Below are 18,817 nucleotides of genomic sequence, written 5' to 3' on the forward strand. Positions count from 1 at the left end.
AAACAAGAAAAATGAAGAAGATAGTTTTAGCGTTGATGATGGTTTCTGTTTCTGGAATGTTATTGGCGCAAAATGCTAAGGTGACTACTGCGAGTAATCATTGGAAGTATAAGCAATTGAGAAAAGCTAAAATAGCTATTGATGAGGCTTCTGTACACCCAAAAACACAAGGTAAAGCGAAAACTTTAGTGTATAAAGGGAAAATCTATTATGATATTGCTATAGATACTACGGGACAGTTTGATGATTTAAAGAAAGATGCAATCTTTATTGCAGCTGAATCGTTTGAGGAAGCAAAAAAGAACGCGGATGCGAGAACTGATATGCAAGAGTTGAACAAGTATTTAAACTTTTTTGTTTACAATGCGATTTATGATCAGGCGGTAGGGTATTATAACAATAAGGAGTATGTAAGTGCTTCTAAGTATTTTGGAAAGTGTGCTGAAATTCGTGCACAAGGTGAGATTCTAGATACGATCGCTTATTATTATGCGGCTAACGCTGCGGCTGCAGGAGAAGATCATGATGCTTCTATTGCTTATTATGATAAGATTAAAGATTCTGGTTACGAAGAAGGTGGTGTTTACGGAAAAATTGCAAATCAATACAAAGCAAAAGGTGACACTGCTAAAGCAATCGAAGTAATAGGTCAGGGTAGAGCTAAATATCCGGATAATCAATCGTTATTAATTACTGAGTTTAACCTTTATGTTGAAAAAGGAGAGACAGAAAAAGCGATTGGTAATATTGATAAGGCGATTGAAGCAAATCCAACAAAGGCCCCTTATTATTACGTTAGAGGTAAGTTGAAAGAGAGTTTAGGAGATGTGAAAGGTGCTGAAGAAGATTACAAAAAGACTTTGGAAATAGAGCCGGAGCATTTGGATGCAAATCACGATTTAGGCGCGTTGTATGTAAACGAATCAATTTCAGTTGTAGACGAAATGAATGCTTTACCATACAATGAAACTGATAAATATGAGGCTAAAAAGAAAGAGTTAGATGCTATTTATGCAAAAGCGCTACCTTACTTAAAGAAAGCTTATGAATTAGATCCATCTGATACAGAAGTTCAGGGTATTTTAAAGAAGTTATATTTACGTTCAAAAGACATGGACAGTTACAATAAACTTCAAAAAGAAATTGAAGCTGCTGGTGGAGCACAATAAAAAGAGAAAAGAATAAAATAAAAAAGGCCGCTCATCGAGCGGCCTTTTTTATTTTATATCACTTGATTATTTAGAATCTACCAATTTTAATTCAACTCGTCTGTTTGCTCTTCTTCCTAATCCTGTTTCATTATCTGCAATAGGTTCGTTTTCTCCTTTACCCATATAGCTAATTCTAGATTTGTCGATATAATTAGAGATGAAATAATCGTAAACTGATTTAGCACGTTTTTCCGAAAGCTTTTGGTTGGCTGCTGAGGTTCCTACATTATCCGTATGTCCAACAATTTCAATATTCTTAGTTGGATTTTCGTTTAGATATTCCAAAATAAGTTCCAGGTCTTTATATGACTTTGGTAATAAACGGTCGCTTGCAGATGCGAATTGAATATTTTCAATGACCAAAGTAGAATCCTTTTCGATTTTATAGATGTAGTTTTCCTGCTCATTGGTGATCGTTGTATCAATATAATTTTCAGCAAGAATAGAATCTTGCTCCACAGAATATTCTTCTAGCCGTACTAAAGAAACCTTATCAACAAAGTAATAAGCTTCATGATGCCAAAAATTGAGACTCCACCAATTCTTTTTCTTTAATCGATCCTTAAAATGAGTGGTGGAGAAATTACCAATAGATAGATACTTTTCGCCTCCTTTGGCACGATATACACCACTTACTTTAATCCATTGAACAGAATCCGGCTGAACAATGCCTTTATAGTCTTTTAATTCAATTTGCGGTGGGTTAGTGAAAATATAAAAGTCTGAGGTATAAGAAGGTTTTTTAGGATAAATAGAGGCTCCAAATTGCTTGGCATAATAATTAGAATGGTCACTCCAGCTGATCCACATTTCGAAATAGTACTTTTGGCCGTAAACCAGTTTTTCAGAAAGTTTTATCTGAACAAATTCTCTATAATCGGAGTAGATTCGTAATCCAATATACGAAGAGCCGTCTTTAGGCTTGGGAAGATTCCAATCGTCACTTCCTCTGGGACGTTTTGTTGAAGGTCCATTTATAACATAGAAATCCACCGTATTGACAAAGCGCCAAGGTTTATGGGTGTGTCTTCTTCCTTTTTTATAATCGAAATTTCCGTTAGGAACTAAGTTCTGGGCAAAAACATTTGTGCTGGAAATAGCTGATATTAAACATACTGTAAATACGATTGAAGAGTATTTCATTTGTATCAAAATCTATTAGATAAGAACACCCAATGATACCAAAAATTGTTACCTAATAAAAAAAATTATGGTAAGGATTGTAACGACTAAATGTTGAAATAATTTAGTGGTAAATTAAGTTCACGATTTAATCAGTATTTTCAGGTTCCGCTTGATAAATAGCCCCAACTGCAATAAAATATTGAGAAATGAAATAAGTAAGTACCGGGAAGCTTTCAAAGTTAAAAACCGATTGTGTAAAGTTTTGAAGTGTAAGTAACATTGTGGTAATGGAATAGAGAACAATTCCCGTTAAAACCAAATAATAGCTTTTTTCATTCACATGATCCTGTCTTTTTAAGCCCTGAGAAACCAAAATCCATAGTAAGATCTGATACAAGATGGCAGGATATTGCCAGGTTTGAAGGTCTTCAATTACGAATATTGAGATCGGAAATACGATGATCAACAGACTTAAAAACAGATTGATCATTGTAATAGATTTAAAATCAAAAATGGAAAGGAATGACCTGCTGGTATGCTGAAATCCCTGAGCATAACTATAGATGGCTAATAACGAGAATGTAAATGTTCCAATGATAAACCATTGACTTGTGTGAACTCTTAGCAAGAATGAAATATCGCTGAGAATGGAAAATATAAGTCCCAGAATAATCCCTTTTTTCAAGCCTTTTGGTAGTTTTTTGCTATTGACACCAAAGTAGTAAATCAAAATAGACAGAGCGATTGGTTTAGAGATAAATTCGGTCCAATCGTATGCTGTAAAATGAAAGATGTATATGAATAACACTAAAAGAAAATATAGGCTACTGGTTAGTGTCAATCGTTTATTCAGCGACATATTTACTTGATTTGGTGTGCAATTTATATTGATGAAAGAATGTGGTTATAATTGGCATAAAGCCATATACCCTACGAATTGTAAATGTGAATTGTTTCGTACAAACATTTTATTCTGTGATTTCCGTTTTCTTATTGAGCATGGCATTGATCATCCAGCCGGGTAGGGGTTGCTTTGGCTCTCTTTTGAGGAGGTTTATATTTAAATTTAACCATTTTATTATTGGAACTTTGTGTGTTTCTACAAATTCTATGAGTGTCCCATCCGGATCTTCGATATAACCCCAATAGCCAGCTGCTTTTCCCATGTCAAATGATCCATTACTAAGCACTCTAAATGGATAACCTTTATCCTTACACTCTTGTACCAGAAGGTCAAGGTTCCGTACATCAAAAGCGAGATGGATGAATCCAATATCACCCCAATATCTATTTTCGAAGATCTTTTTTCTTGGGGTATCCGCTTCTAAACATTGAATTAACTCAATTTGACTTTTACCGAGGAGATTACTGAAACCACCTTGTCTTTTATTGTAATACGATAATAGAACCCGTCTATAGTTTCCAATACCATCCTTAAGATCATACAGATCAGGGAACACCCCGCTTTTATCGTAAATGATTTGATCATATTCCAGGATATCAGTATAAAATGCTAAAGCTTTATCCATGTCAGAAACTCCAATAACACAACCGAATGGACCTCCAGTATCGAATCCGGTTTTAGAATACCATGAATTGTATTCTTTGATTTTTAGCATATTGCTATTTTGATCTTCGATATAGAAACTTTTCATGCCATCAGGCTCCTCATGAATGGCGGATAGTAGCGTAATCCCTTTTTTATTTAGCTTCTCATAACTCTTCTCAATGTTGTTGGATTTGACCAGGGCTGCATTAATACCAATGTCTCCAATAATAACAGGTGATTTTGGAGCCATTGGAGTTCTATCGGTGTATTGCCATAGTTCATAGCCACTGCCTCCAAGCGGATTCATGGCCAATATGGCTCTTTTTTTATGTGGCGAACCACCCATATATGGAGCCATAAATGTGGCTTCATTTTGATCTTCAAATACGATCACATTGGACCCTAAAGTTGAAGCATACCATTCATATGCATTGTATGCATCGTCAGTGCCAACTCCAATTTGTTGAATACCGTAAATGAGTTTTTTTTTCATTCTACTCGATTTAGGAAATACCATTTCCTGTGCTGAAAATCATAATTGGGCAGCGTTATATTTTACTGGAAATGAAACGAATTGGGGAGGATTGGCCTCATCTTTAGGTAAATGTCACTCAACTATAATATTTCAATAATTTTCATTTAACCGAAGCTAATTTATTGAATAATGATGTGGGATGTTATAGAAAAGTTAAATGGTTTTGAACAACGGATGACTCATAAACTTTTTAAATAATTCCGACTAAATTATTGCTTCTTTATATCAAATAACATCAAAATACAGCGGTTTTAAATAGCAATATAATTAGGGTCAATGACTATCTTTGGAAGTCTAATTTTTTAATTGAAGAATTTGGCCAGTCAAAAGAAATTCGGTTTTTTCGGAGGGGTATTTACACCATCTATTCTTACGATCCTAGGGGTAATCATGTACATGAGGTTAGGCTGGGTGGTAGGACATGCTGGCTTAACCGGTTCCATCGTTATTATTCTAATTGCCCATGTGATATCCATAGCTACCGGATTGAGTATTTCATCTATTGCAACGAATAAGAAAGTCGGTGCAGGTGGTGTATATTATGTGTTGTCCAGAAGTTTAGGCCTTCCAATGGGTGGTGCCATAGGGTATACCTTATTTGTCGCTACATCATTTAGTATTGCGCTTTATCTTATCGGTTTTGCCGAGAACTTTAATCCTGTTTTAGGGATGGGATCAACAATCAATGATTTTAGGGTTTCCGGAACATTGGCGTTGTTGTTACTTACTATTCTGGTTTATATCAGTACTTCTGTAGCCATTAAATCACAATACTTAATTCTTGGGGCGATTACTTTATCACTGGTCAGTGTTTTCTTAGGAGATTTAAGTGGGGTTGAAGTAGCTGGCAATATTACAGGGCCAGAACAAGAAGTTTCGTTTGCATTGTTGTTTGGAATATTCTTCCCGGCAGTTACGGGTTTTACCGCTGGAATTGCAATGAGTGGAGATTTGGAAAACCCAAAAAGAGATATTCCAATTGGTACCATGTTGGCCATTGGTGTAGGGCTTATTATTTACATTGGACTGGCAGTATTCTTGAGTTTGGGAGTAGATGAAAATCTATTGCAATCCAATTATAATATATTAATGGATATTGCATTGTTTGCTCCATTGGTAATTGCAGGGATTTGGGGAGCGACATTGTCTTCTGCTTTGGGAGGATTACTTGGGGGGCCAAGGATTTTCCAGGCAATGAGTATCGATAATATTACGCCTTATTCTAAGATGTTTGCGCATGGTTCTGGGAAATCAAATGAACCACGAAATGCATTGATCTTAACCATTATTATCGCGGAAATAGGTGTGCTTATTGGGGAGCTAGATGCCATAGCCAGATTGGTGTCCATGTTTTACCTGATGGGGTATAACTTTATTAATCTTTCTTTTTTCCTTGAGAGTTGGGCCAATAGCGACTTCTCTCCTAAATTCAAGGTAAGTAGATGGGTAGGTGCTATAGGTTTTATTGCCACTTTTACGGTAATGTTTCAAATTGATCCATTAGCTATGGTGTTGGCGTATATGGTATTGTTTGGAACCTATTTTTTCCTGAAGCGAAAAGAAATGAGTTTAAATTCCGGAGATATTTGGGGGAGTGTTTGGTCCTCCGTGGTAAAAGCCGGACTTAAACGAATGGACGGTATTGAAGAGAATCAAAATTATTGGAGACCTAATATCTTGTTATTCTCCGGGGGGACGGATAAAAGACCTCATTTGATTGAAATATCCAAAGATCTTGGTGGACGTTCTGGAATGATTTCAAACTTTGATTTGATAGAAAGTCCTGATGCAAAAGTATTGTTTCCTAAAAAGGATAAAGGTGTGAAAAACGCAGATATCCGAGCAGATGGGATTTTTACAAGAAGGCAGGAAGTTAAAGATATTTATACGGGAATTGAAACGATTGCCAGTGTATATGGATTTTCGGGTATCGAGCCGAATACGATATTAATGGGATGGGCAAGGAATACAGAGTTTCCTAGTCAGTTTGCAAGTTTGACGCAGTCCTTAATTGATTTGGATTACAACGTTCTATATTTAGATTATGATGAAAAGAGAGGGTTTGGCAAATATGAAACGATAGATTTATGGTGGAGAGGAATCAGTAATAATGTGATTCTGACCATCCGATTGGTGAAATTTGTTCTCTCTTCTCAAAGATGGGCAAATGCCAATGTTCGGGTTATTTTGGTAAATGATGATAAAACCGAGCGTAGACAAATTCAGGAAAGTATTACTTCAATCTTAGCTGAATTCAGACTGCAAGCGGAGATTAAAATCATTAATAATAGTGTAGAAAAACTATCGATTTTTGATTTGATGAAACACTATTCGCAGTATGCAGACTTAGTGTTTTTAGGCGTTCCTGATCGTATTGATGATGTAGAAACGTATGTGTCTAAAACCAATAACCTGTTGGATAATATCGGAACAACTTTAATGGTACGAGCATCATCTCAGTTTTCTGAGATAAGCCTTGGATTTAAACCAAAGGCTAGAAAACAGGTAGGTGAGATTAAGTTATTTACATTAAAGAAAATTGATCTTCCTTTTGAGGCCAGTGTTAACCGATATTTTCAAAACCTGGAAGAGCGGTTATTTAAAAGCAACCAGATATTTACACAAGGTGGAGTTTCAGTAATTATTGGAGCCTATGTCCATATATTTGAGAAGTATCATTCTATATTCAATACTTTCTTTGAAAGAATAGAAGAGAAGAAAAGCGCTACGGTTTTTAAAGAACAATTTCTGATTTTACATCAGGAAACCATGGGTACTTTGAATGAATTCCTGGAGGGGCAAACCGATCATTTGGCGGCACTATTAGATGATGAAATTGATAAATGGGCCAACAGAAGACAGGGAATTTTTTCTAATAATCCGGAAAATTTTAAGCGAATATTGTCCGAAGAAGAACTTGTTGGCCATAGAAGAGATGGTTCGGAGGCGAAGTGGGTGAAGTTTGAGAAGAGATGGGTACATCGTATTTTCGGAAGAGCATCTTTGACCATTGATTGGAGAGATCTTTTAATGTATTATGAGGCAACAACCAATTTGGTTGATATTAAGAAAATGCTTCATGATCTGGGAATGATTGAAGCATTGAATATCAAAGCGCTTCGCGAACGTACAATGATTGTAATTGAGGAATTATTGGATAATATAATTCTGGAACCCGAGAAAAGAACCGTTCTGGTTAATAATGCAAAAAAACAAGTGAGTACAGGTTTGATGGATCAAATAGAATTTATCAAGCAAAAACCTGAGCAGCTTCTGAGTACAGCGAATTACAGAGATCGGGAAATGATTTTGAAACTGGTGGAGTTAGTGAAACGAATGGATGCTAACGCCATTATTGAAGATTTAGACGAAGATCTTAATGTCGCGCAAATGCGAAAAGCCAGGAATCAAATTCTGGACTTTTCGACATTTTGGAGTCGCAATCAAAAGTTGTTTGGTAATTTATTCCAGACCTGGGTGGTGACCACCAGATTGCATGTTGAGTTGGTGTTTTTAAAAGAGAAGGTAGCCAGAGATGCAAGAATGGAGGTGTTTGGGATTTTTAAAAGAGTATCAAAACATCTGGATCAACTACTGGTAAACTCTGATGAAGCAAAGGAGAATACAAGAATATCCAACTTTGATGAAAATGAACTATTGAGTCATAATCCATCGGAGTTTTTGAGTCGTGTACATGAGGAAATGCGTGATAGTATTGCGAATTTACCCGAATCTATTGATTTAATTAATGAAGATTCCATTCTCAATTTCGAAGATTTTCAGGAAGAGGATGTAGAACAGGTTACGATTGATTTGCAAAAGATTGCAGATTACTATCTGGAACTGGACTTTATTGAACCATTGAACAGACGAGTTACACATTCATATAATGTGGTTACAACCAAGTTTGAAGAAATGGGAAATAGAATTTCCTATATCAATCAATTATCTGAAAGTAGCGCTCAAGAATCGGTAAAGCAAGCTGCTCAATTGAAAGAAAAACTCGCAGCAGATATATTGGAACTCAATCAACTTATTGATAATACCGAAATAGAATTTGTATCCATGTTGGAAAAACAGTTCTCGGAATTATCCTCAAAATTGAGTGTATCAGAGTTATTAACGACTTCGAATAGTTTAAGTCGATTTGTTCATATAAAACATGGATATCAAGGTATTTTTAAACGAATTGAGACGGTTAAAGCGTATACCTCAAAATTGTTATCCAACTCTATTTTTGAAATTAAGAGAAAACAACATCAGTTAAGATTAGCTGAGTTTAATGAGCGAAATAAAACGTTGGTAAATAAGCGAAAAATGTTTAGAAATTTCGTTGAAGCCAATGCGATGAACGAGACTGTTGCGACAAATTTACCGACTTATTATCGTCATTTGTTTTCTGGTAAGCAGGTGTTTAATAAACAATCTGCAATAGATCGTGATTTTGAAATTGATCAGGCTGTTGCTGCTTTAAATAAAGGCGAGACCGGAGGAGTACTGGTGATTAGTGAACCGCTGGCAGGTAAATCGCATTTTGTAGAGACTATGTTGCATCAAATTAACCCGATGCGAATTGTTAGGGTATTGCCTCCTCCACAAGGAATTAATGAGAACTCTGAATTGTTAACTGCATTTCAAAAGTCAACAGGACTTGAAGGCAATTTCTTTAATATCATGAGTTCGTTGCCAGAAGGAACCGTTTTTACCTTTAATAAACTTGAGTTGTGGTGGCTCAGAAAAAATAATGGAGGAAAGTTTATTGATCAGTTGGTTTGGTTGATTGAACGATATGGGGAAAGACACAGATTCATTTTGACTATGAATATCTATGCGTATGATATTATTCGTCAGGTAACCAATTTGGATTCTGTATTGGCTGCGACTATTATATTACCACCAGCAAATAATAGAGCACTGAGTGAATTGATGCTGAACAGACATCAATTAGCTGGAGTTGATATTCTATTTGAAAATAAACCGGATAAGAAACCAACGCATAGAGAATTACTGAAGCATTTTGAAAAGTTTGCAAATGGTGCGAATGGAAATATAGGTGTGGCTATGTTGAGGTGGTTAGCAAGCATTAAACGATATGAGGATGATACGGTGTATGTGTCTGCGTATAAAGAGCAGAAATTACCTTCTTTATTTCCAATAACCTGGGGTGTTTTGCTCACGCATATTGTATTGCATGAAAAGTTGCATTTAAATAATATTCTGGAAATATTTGAACTTCAGGATAAAGCGACTGTACATAGAGTTGTTAAAGAATTATTGTATACGAAATTGATTAAAGAGGATTCGAAGAATACGTATATGATTGAACCATTGGTTTTAAAGTGGGTGATAGAACAGTTGAAAACCCAAAACTATTTGAATAAATACGAATGACAGATTTAGAGCAAATAAAAATAAATGCGTTCCAAATAGAAATTGTATTTGTAGTAGGATTGGCTTTGTTGCTGACTTATTTGGTCATTCGTTTGATCAAAAGGTATCTATTTGTTTTGGTTAAATCTGAGTATTGGATTCAGAAAATTGAGGACTCCTGGCCAAGACTTGAATTGATTATTTGGTTTCTGATTGGGCTTATTTTACTCGTTTATATGCTCAATAATAGTTTTCTCATAACATTGGTGTTACTGGGTGTGATTTTCCTTGTGGGGGGGAGGTATTGGCGTGACGTTTTAAATGGGGTGATTATTAAGTTTGAGAACCGAATAGCTAAAGGTGATTTCCTGTCTAATGACCAATATGCCGGAGTTATTGTTGATTTGGGATATCGAGGGTTACAAATTCGTATGGATAAGGGTGAGATAGGGTATATTCCATATCGAGGTTTAAGCGATTATAAGGTACGTAAACTTGAAAGGGATTTAAAGAGTGAAATGTGTGCTATCGCAGTGAAGTTTAAACCTGAAATATCTGTAGATGCAGCGATTCAGAAATTGAAAGTTGAAATACTTCAAATTCCATATACGATGCTTACAAAACCAGTGAAAATTGAAGTGACAGATTTGGATGACTCCGGAATAAACCTTAGAGCCATTGTGTATACGCAGAATTCAGAAAGTGGTAAACTGGTAGAAGTAGCGTTATTTCAGAATTTAAGAGCGCAGAAGCTTTTGATAGATTAAACCTTACTTAACTTCATTGTTATAGTAGACTTTGTAAAAATTCATTTCTTTTTCGTGGTCATACCCTTGTTCAATAAACTTATGCGTTGAATCCGGATTGTTTACCGCAATTTTAATTTGGATATTGGTGTCTAGTTTGATTTCGTTTTTAATCTTCTTTTTCTGCTTTTCCACGACCGGTAATGAAACAGGGAAGGCATCAGGAATGGCCACACCATGCTGTGATTCATACATAGATTTGTATTGGTCAAATTCCTGCTTTTTTTCGTCATCTACCAGAATTTCATCCTTGAATTCTTCAATGTCAATATTTTCATTTCGCTCCAGATATTTAACAGACTTGTTTAAGAAGTTGATTTCTTCCGTTTTGTTCTCGGTGGATTGGATAACTTCATTGGCAAAGCCTTTACAAAGGTTTACATACTCTTTGGTATGGAATACTTCATCTTCAGTTGGACGAATTCCTAAAAACTCATTAATCCAGTATTCCGTATCATAATTGTTGCTATCTACCGAAAATACACTATAACCATTTTCTTCATGGATATTGAAGACAAAGCACCCTTTATCTAGTTTCTTAATGTCGATTCCTTTTTGTTCTAATAACTCAAGATTAGAATCTTCCTGGCCAATTTGTAAAAAGGAAGTTTTATTCTCAGATTTAAAAATACCCACTGCCGAAACCATTTTATCCTGATATAATATATCATCAAAATAAGCTACAAATAAGTCTCCTGTTTTGATATGCGGATGCTGACTTTGTTCATGAAGATGCTTTAGAATTTTTACAGAATTGATGTATAAAGAATTTGGGTCTTCAAAAATATCCTTACAAATTCCGTTCAATTCATTGTATGACAAATCAATTTCATGGGTAAATTGATTAGACTCCTGCAAATTCATAAAGGGTTTTACGAAATAATCTAAAATCATTAAACTCAATCCATCCGTAAGTTGAAAAGGGCTTTGCGAAATGAAAAAATCTTCTTCGTTGTGTTTGTTTCCAACACGATGAATAACCAGTTCTTTAATATCTACAGTAGAAAAATCTAACATATTTATACTTCCTTGATTTGAGCTGTCAAATGTAATGTTATTGGTTTTGGGTTTCCATGAAATTTGTAACTAAATATACCCAATTTGCCTCTTCACGATTCAAAATAGATTCATGACCTGATTTTCCGAAAGTTGCAAGTTCTTTATAACCATCTAAATGATCAAATATACTTTTGGTTTCTTCCCAGGATACACGATTATCCAATTGACCATGGATTAAAAGAGTAGGGCATTTGATATTTTTTGCATAGTCTTTTGGATTATGGGAAAAAGCATCAAAATCATTGATGTAGCCACCCCAAAATGTAAGTAGATGTGCAGAAGGAAATGAAGGAACCTCCATAAGCTTAAAACGAGATTTAGCGGCTCCTAACATTGAAGCAAATGGACTTTGAAGCATAATAGCATCAGGGGTAGTTTTCAAATCTGAAACGGCTCTCATAATTGCAGCAGCACCCATAGAAGCACCATATAAGAAAACTTTTTGATCAGGATATTGAGTTTCGCACCAGTTGGTAACTCTTTGAACATCCTCAGCTTCGAAATAACCAATACTACAAACATAACCTTCTGAGTTTCCGGCTGCCCTAAAATCAACAAGAATTACCGAATACCCCATACGGTAAAATGCCAGGGCTTCTTTCCATAAAGAAGATTTTGAAGCGCGGTACCCATGAAAAAGAGCCACAATACCTTTTGAGGGTTCCATGTCGAGTTTCCATATTTCAAGATCAAATGTTCCTGGAATCGTATCAATTTCTACAAAATCAAAATCAATTTTTGAGTTTGTAGGTTTAGAAGTAGGAATACCATAGATCAAAGCGTTGGCTTTTACACTAAAGGAAGAATCTTCCAAGTTTAAAATTCGATCATGTCTTTCTGATGTGAAATGAGTGAATTTTTCTGCGTGATTTCTGGCTATGATATTAAGAAATACAAAGGCTACAACCAAAACAACAAAGCATAGAATAAACGGCTTTTTTAGTTTTAACCAGATATTTTGTAAACTGAGTTTCACAAGATCAATACTACATAAAAAATGTAGAAAATAGATGATACAAAATACGAATAAAAAATCTGTGAAAGAATGGCTCAACCCTTTCAAAATAATGTTTCAAAAAATGTCTATTTTAAGTAATTGTTAACAATTATATATGTTAACGTGGGCTAATTCCTTGACAAATGGGGAAGTAAAAATTAAATTTGTCGGTTGAGCAATAAGAATGATTAATTTAAAACCTTTATAAAATCTATGATTATATAAATTATCCAATAACCTAATGTAACAAAATCGGGGCCCCTAGTTGGCAAAATTATCTTACATCTCAAATCTGTTTTGAGATGCGCTGTCGTGTCTGTGATATTCTGACAGCACCACGTTATCTTTTTAAAATAAAATCAAAAATAGAGTGTATGAAAAAATTTAAACTCTTAGGGGTTCTTATGGGACTTCTATTAACCGGTCAGTTTGCTTTTTCGCAAGCAGGATCGACATTTAGCAATCCTCAGGTAGTGAGTGCCTTGCCTTTTGTGGCTGTAGGTGATTCAACTTGTGGCTATGGTGATAATTATGATACGGGTGATATTTCGTGTACAGGAAATTATCTTGACGGTGATGAAAAGATTTACAGTTTCACACCTAGTTCTAATATCTCCAATTTTAACGTTGAGTTAACCAATATTGCAACTTCATGGTCAGGTATATTTATTACTGATGATTCTACAACTTCAGGAAACTGTTTAGGTAATGTAGGATCAAGTGGGACCTCCACCAGAGGAGTGTACGGTGTGTCTTTAACAGCAGGAACTACATATTATATTTTGGTATCTACTTGGGCAACACCACAATGTATTACTTCATATGACATTAATATGTACTCCATTTCATGTCCTGAACCAACAGCTTTAACTGTAACAGGTATTACAACTTCAACGGCTCAATTGGGTTGGACAGAAGCGGGTTCTGCAACATTATGGCAATATGAATATGATACTGCAGGGTTTACTCAAGGAACTGGTACTATTGATACGACTTCTTCAAACCCATATACAGCAACATCTCTTACTTCTGCAACAGATTATGAGTTTTATGTAAGAGCGGTTTGTGGTGCTGGTGATACGTCAGATTGGGCAGGTCCTTTTTCTTTTGTGACTTCTTGTAACCCTACTGTAGCACCAATGACAGAATCATTTGATGGAAATTCAACTCCAACATGTTGGTCTCAGACTGCTGTAACTGGAGGACCTTGGGTTTTCTCTGGTTCACCAGATTATGGTGCATCTTCAGCTACTGATCATACTGGAAATGGAGGGAGTTTTGCATGGATGGATCAATCTAGTTCGGATGAAGCTGTATCATTAATTATGAATGATGTTGATGTGAGTGCATTAACTACTGCTTATTTGAAGTTTTATTATTACGTGAATAATGTAGATAATAATGATACAAATGACTTGATTATTGAAGCATGGAATGGATCTGCTTGGGCGCAAGTTGATTCTCTTCATGTAAATAATGGTGGTTGGACGCCTTATTGGTATGATTTATCTTCATTCACTTATGGTTCTAACCTTGTTAAAATTAGATTTAGAGCTGAATCAGGTGGTGGTACAGGTGATTATTACCAGGATCAACTTTTAGATGATGTTTCTGTAATGGAAATGCCATCATGTTTTGAGCCTTCTGCTTTAACATTAGATAACATGACATATTCATCTGCGACAATGTCATGGACTGAAAATGGTTCTGCCACCTTATGGCAGTTTGAGTATGATACTGCTGGATTTACTCAGGGTACAGGGAACATGGATACAACATCTATGAACCCAGGAACAATTACTGGTTTAACACAATTGACTGATTATAACGTATATGTAAGAGCAATTTGTGGTGCCGGTGATACTTCGATTTGGGCAGGTCCAATTAGTTTCTCAACTCCACCTTCTTGTCCAGCTCCGGATACTTTAGAGGCTACGGATATTACATTAACAACTGCAAATTTAAACTGGTCAGAAATGGGATCAGCAACATTATGGCAGTATGAGTATGATACAACTGGATTTACTCAAGGTACAGGAACAATGGATACAACGTCAATGAATCCTGCATCAATTACAGGTTTAACTCCGGAAAAATTCTATCAATTCTATGTGCGTGCGATTTGTGGCGCAGGTGATACTTCTACCTGGACAGGACCGGTTTCTTTTTATACCGGATATTGTGTTCCAAATCCAAGTAGCGTTGATGGTGATGGGATAACAAATGTTTCTATGGATACAGTAAATAATACCACAGGTGCTGAACCAGGAAATTATGGAAACTATACCAACTTAATTGCAAATGCGCAACAACAAACTAACCTGGCGATTGATATTACGTTAGCTACTGGTTATACTTATAACATGTGGGCGTTTGTAGACTGGAATAATGATTTGGATTTTGATGACGCTGGTGAGCATGTTTATTTAGGTGAATCTACAAATGCAAACCCAACTGTTTACAGTGCAGTACTACCAATTCCAAGTACCGCTACTTTAGGTCAACATAGATTAAGATTAGGTGGTTCTGATAGTGGCCTTGGCTCAACTGCTCCATCTGATCCATGTTATACAGGATCTTATGCTTCGTTTGAGGATTATACATTAAATGTATTACCTCCTCCATCTTGTTTTGCTCCGGATTCTCTTGATGTTACTGCTGTAACTAATTCAACAGCAACATTAACTTGGACACAAATCGGATCTCCTGCATCATGGCAAATTGAATGGGATACAGCTGGTTTTACTCCTGGAACAGGAACTATCACTCCGGCTTCATCAAATCCATTTACATTGACTAACTTAGATGCAAATGAAAACTACGAGTTTTATGTAAGAGCAATTTGTGGCCCTGCAGATTCTTCTGTGTGGTCTGGTATGATGAGTTTCTCAACTGCAATCGATACTATTATGACTTTCCCATACATCAATGATTTAGAATCAGGTTTAGGATTGTATATGGGATTAAGAGACTCTGCACAGTCTTATGCTGGTGTAGATACTGTAGCTGATAATGCGAGTACTTATGGGGTATTATTAACTGGTAAGACATCAACTGGTTGGTCAGGTGGTAGTACATCTACTACTGAAACGCAAGCGTTTGTAAATAACTCTTCACATATCTCTGGTATTGATATGATTGTGGATGCAACTTCATTAACATCATTGGAATTACAGTATGATTTAAAACAAACATATACTTATGGAAATAAGTATTCATGGACTCGTGTTTTAGTAAATGGAACTCAAGTAGGTTTAAGTGTAAACCCAACTACTGATGATAATGATCCATTTGTGACTATGTCTGTTGATTTATCCTCTTATGCTGGAACATCATTTAGTCTTTCCATTGAGCACTCAGGTAAATATGATGTAGCAAATGGAACTGGTGGAAGAGGTGATGATGCTTATGTTGATAATGTAAAACTATTTGTACCTCTAACTGCAACTGCTGTGGTGGATAGTAATGTTACATGTAACGGAATGTCAAATGGTGGTGCCACTGTAACGGCTACTAATGGTGTGATGCCATATATTTACTTATGGAGTAACTCTGCAACTACAGCTTCAATTACTGGTGTAACTGCTGGTACTTATGATGTAACTGTATCTGATGCTGCAGGTGATAGTGTGATGACTTCTGTAACTATTACTGAGCCAGGACAAGTTGTTGTTTCTTTAGGAAACGACACCAGTATTTGTGTGAATGATTTACTGACTCTTGATGCAGGAGCTGGTTTCTCTTCATACTTATGGGATAACGGTGCAACTACGCAAACTAGAATTGTAAACAGTACAATGGCTGCTTCAAATGCTTATTCTGTTATAGTGACAGATGCAAATGGATGTAACGGTTACGATACAGTAAATGTGGATGTGAATGCACCAATGATGCCTAACTTAGGTAATGATACAACCATCTGTTACGATGCTACGTTAGTATTGGATGCAGGAGCTGGTTTCAACTCTTATTTATGGGATGATGCTTCTACATTACAAACTAGAGATGTAGTTGGAGCAACTGTAGGTTCTGCTGTTCATACAATGTATGTAGCAACAACTGATGCAAACATGTGTACAGGTACGGATACTATTATTGTAACTGTTGATGCTGAAATCACTGTAGATTTAGGAAACGATACAACGGTTTGTTCTGGAACTACATTTGACTTAGACGCTGGCGCAGGTTATGCTTCTTACTTATGGGATGATCTTTCTACTTTACAAACCAGAACTGTAGCTACTAATGCTGCTGGAGCAACTAATTATTCTGTAATAGTTACGACAACTGCTGGATGTATTGGAACAAGTACAATCGAAGTAACAGGTAGAGCTCCTGTTGTTGTTGATCTAGGTCCTGACACTACAATTGGCTGGTGGGGAGCTGATACAACTTATACGCTTGATGCTGGTGCTGGATTCGCTTCTTACTTATGGAGTGATAATGTAACTACAACTCAAACTTTTGTTGTGAATAAAGACAACATGGGATTAATTGGAGTTGTTGTAACTGATGCAAATGGATGTATTGGTACGGATACTGTAAGAGTTGACTTCTTATTAAGTGTTCCTTCTTTTGATGTGAGTACTTTGAAAATGTATCCAAACCCAGCTTCTGATCTAATCAATATTGAAATGTCTAACTTTAACAATGTAGACGAAGTAAACGTTAAGTTTATCAGTATTACAGGTGAAGTTGTATTAAGAAGACAAATCAATGTGAATGCTGGAGCATACCAGGAAACATTTGATGTTTCTCATTTAGCTACAGGAACATATTTTGTTCAATTCGAAGCTAAAGGTGAAGTGGTTACACGTAAGTTTGTTATTAAATAAGCTTAGAATAAATTGATAAAAAAAGAGCGGTTTCATTTGAAACCGCTCTTTTTTTATATGATAATTTCTGATTAATGGTGATGACCACCTGGACCATGTACGTGTCCATGTGCCAGTTCATCTTCTTCCGCTAATCTAATATCTATAACCTCGATATCGAAATGTAAATCCATATCAGCTAAAGGATGATTAAGATCTAAAGTCACATCCTCACCTTCAATTTTTGTTAAAGTAGCAATAGCCATACCTTCTTCGCTGGTTTCGATTTGAACCTGCATACCAATGGTCATTTCTTCATCACCCTGAAAACCTGACTTGGGAACTACCCTAATTAAAGATTCATCTCTTTTACCGTAAGCATGCTCTGGTGGAACTACAGCCTTGAATTTATCCCCTTTTTGCTTGCCTTCAAGTTCTTGTTCTAATCCGGGAATTAAATTTCCTATACCCTGAATGTATGCTAAAGGATCTCTACCTTCTGAACTATCGATAAGATTTCCATCTTTATCTGTTAAAGTGTAATGAATCATTACCACTTTGTTTTGTTCTATTCTCATGATTTAAAATTTGGGCTGCAAATGTAGTGATTTGAATCACAGGAAATGTGAACAAATTATTGATTCACATGAACATATTCTAAAATATTCATGAATTCATTAGGAAACATAGGATGAAGTGTCTTGTAATTTTCCTGATCATATATATAGGCCCATGCAAACTTTACAATTTCGATTTGATCGTTTTTTTTAGGAAGTGTAAGAAGAATCTGTTTAAGCTGGAATACAGAGATACAATGGTTTTTTATCAGTTGTTGGATCAAAGTAGTTTTAGCCTGTGTATGATGCTCTTTACGTATTTGATTAAGGTATTTTTCAAACTCAACGTCAGAGAGTAAATGAACACACCCATATCGACCTTGATAAGTATCATTCTGAGGTATAACCGGTCCAACATAGCCCGGTTTGTATTTCCCAATTTTCACTTTATGAAAATTGTAGATGAGAACCTGTTCATTTTTATAATAAATAACTTGAATATGGGTTTTATCATTTTTGATATATAACTCACCCTTGAGCGGCATGAGTTCACGATTTTGAAAAACTATTTTGTAATGGATACTGGATTTTGGCTGCCCGGGATATTGAACCTGAGACATGGGAATACGGTTAACCAAATGATCATCAATGTACAAGTAAAAGTTACCCAATTTATGGGTGAAAAAAACGACTTTGGATTCTTGAGAATGTCCGATATAACTGACAAAAATCATAAACCAAATTGTTAATAAAAGATGCTTGTTTCGTTGCAATATCATGTGAGAAGTTACTTT

11 protein-coding genes are annotated in these 18,817 nt (G+C 35.8%); 4 read left to right on the forward strand and 7 right to left on the reverse strand.

Annotated features, from left to right (window positions below):
- Positions 1–11: 11 nt before the first annotated feature.
- Positions 12–1,169 (forward strand): hypothetical protein, encoded by a 1,158-nt coding sequence (locus KFE94_14525; GenBank protein UTW65856.1) that lies wholly within the window; start codon positions 12–14, stop codon positions 1,167–1,169.
- 66 nt (positions 1,170–1,235) lie between these two features.
- Here KFE94_14525 and KFE94_14530 read toward each other — a convergent pair whose 3' ends face one another.
- The 3 genes from KFE94_14530 to KFE94_14540 form a co-directional block, all read right to left on the reverse strand.
- Entirely contained in the window at positions 1,236–2,354 is a 1,119-nt protein-coding gene (locus KFE94_14530) for an OmpA family protein (GenBank protein ID UTW65857.1), read from the reverse strand.
- 127 nt (positions 2,355–2,481) lie between these two features.
- A complete protein-coding gene (locus KFE94_14535) occupies positions 2,482–3,195 on the reverse strand; it encodes a hypothetical protein (protein ID UTW65858.1) in 714 nt (237 codons plus the stop codon).
- Positions 3,196–3,304: 109 nt separating this feature from the next.
- A complete protein-coding gene (locus KFE94_14540) occupies positions 3,305–4,378 on the reverse strand; it encodes a VOC family protein (protein ID UTW65859.1) in 1,074 nt (357 codons plus the stop codon).
- A 357-nt stretch (positions 4,379–4,735) separates the two neighbouring features.
- Between KFE94_14540 and KFE94_14545 the strand changes: the two genes are divergently transcribed.
- Both KFE94_14545 and KFE94_14550 read left to right on the forward strand, forming a co-directional pair.
- The gene (locus KFE94_14545) at positions 4,736–9,811 is read left to right on the forward strand and encodes a hypothetical protein (protein ID UTW68288.1); all 5,076 of its coding nucleotides are present in this window, start codon (positions 4,736–4,738) and stop codon (positions 9,809–9,811) included.
- The gene (locus KFE94_14550) at positions 9,808–10,557 is read left to right on the forward strand and encodes a mechanosensitive ion channel family protein (protein ID UTW65860.1); all 750 of its coding nucleotides are present in this window, start codon (positions 9,808–9,810) and stop codon (positions 10,555–10,557) included. The genes KFE94_14545 and KFE94_14550 overlap by 4 nt, the downstream gene beginning before the upstream one ends.
- Before the next feature lie 3 nt (positions 10,558–10,560).
- Here the strand turns inward: KFE94_14550 and KFE94_14555 are convergent, their stop codons facing one another.
- Entirely contained in the window at positions 10,561–11,613 is a 1,053-nt protein-coding gene (locus tag KFE94_14555) for a nucleoid-associated protein (GenBank protein ID UTW65861.1), read from the reverse strand.
- A 37-nt stretch (positions 11,614–11,650) separates the two neighbouring features.
- The gene (locus KFE94_14560; GenBank protein UTW65862.1) at positions 11,651–12,631 is read right to left on the reverse strand and encodes an alpha/beta fold hydrolase; all 981 of its coding nucleotides are present in this window, start codon (positions 12,629–12,631) and stop codon (positions 11,651–11,653) included.
- A gap of 395 nt (positions 12,632–13,026) precedes the next feature.
- On the opposite strand from KFE94_14560, the gene KFE94_14565 reads away from it, so the two are divergent.
- Complete coding sequence (locus KFE94_14565; protein ID UTW65863.1) at positions 13,027–17,487, forward strand: fibronectin type III domain-containing protein; 4,461 nt, start codon at positions 13,027–13,029, stop codon at positions 17,485–17,487.
- Positions 17,488–17,558: 71 nt separating this feature from the next.
- Here KFE94_14565 and KFE94_14570 read toward each other — a convergent pair whose 3' ends face one another.
- Positions 17,559–18,044, reverse strand: a complete 486-nt coding sequence (locus tag KFE94_14570) for a peptidylprolyl isomerase (GenBank protein UTW65864.1) — start codon at positions 18,042–18,044, stop codon at positions 17,559–17,561.
- A 56-nt stretch (positions 18,045–18,100) separates the two neighbouring features.
- Positions 18,101–18,757 (reverse strand): DUF4476 domain-containing protein, encoded by a 657-nt coding sequence (locus KFE94_14575; GenBank protein ID UTW65865.1) that lies wholly within the window; start codon positions 18,755–18,757, stop codon positions 18,101–18,103.
- Positions 18,758–18,817: the final 60 nt, after the last annotated feature.

It is taken from the genome of bacterium SCSIO 12643, from assembly GCA_024398135.1.
GTDB lineage: Bacteria > Bacteroidota > Bacteroidia > Flavobacteriales_G > Salibacteraceae > CAJXZP01.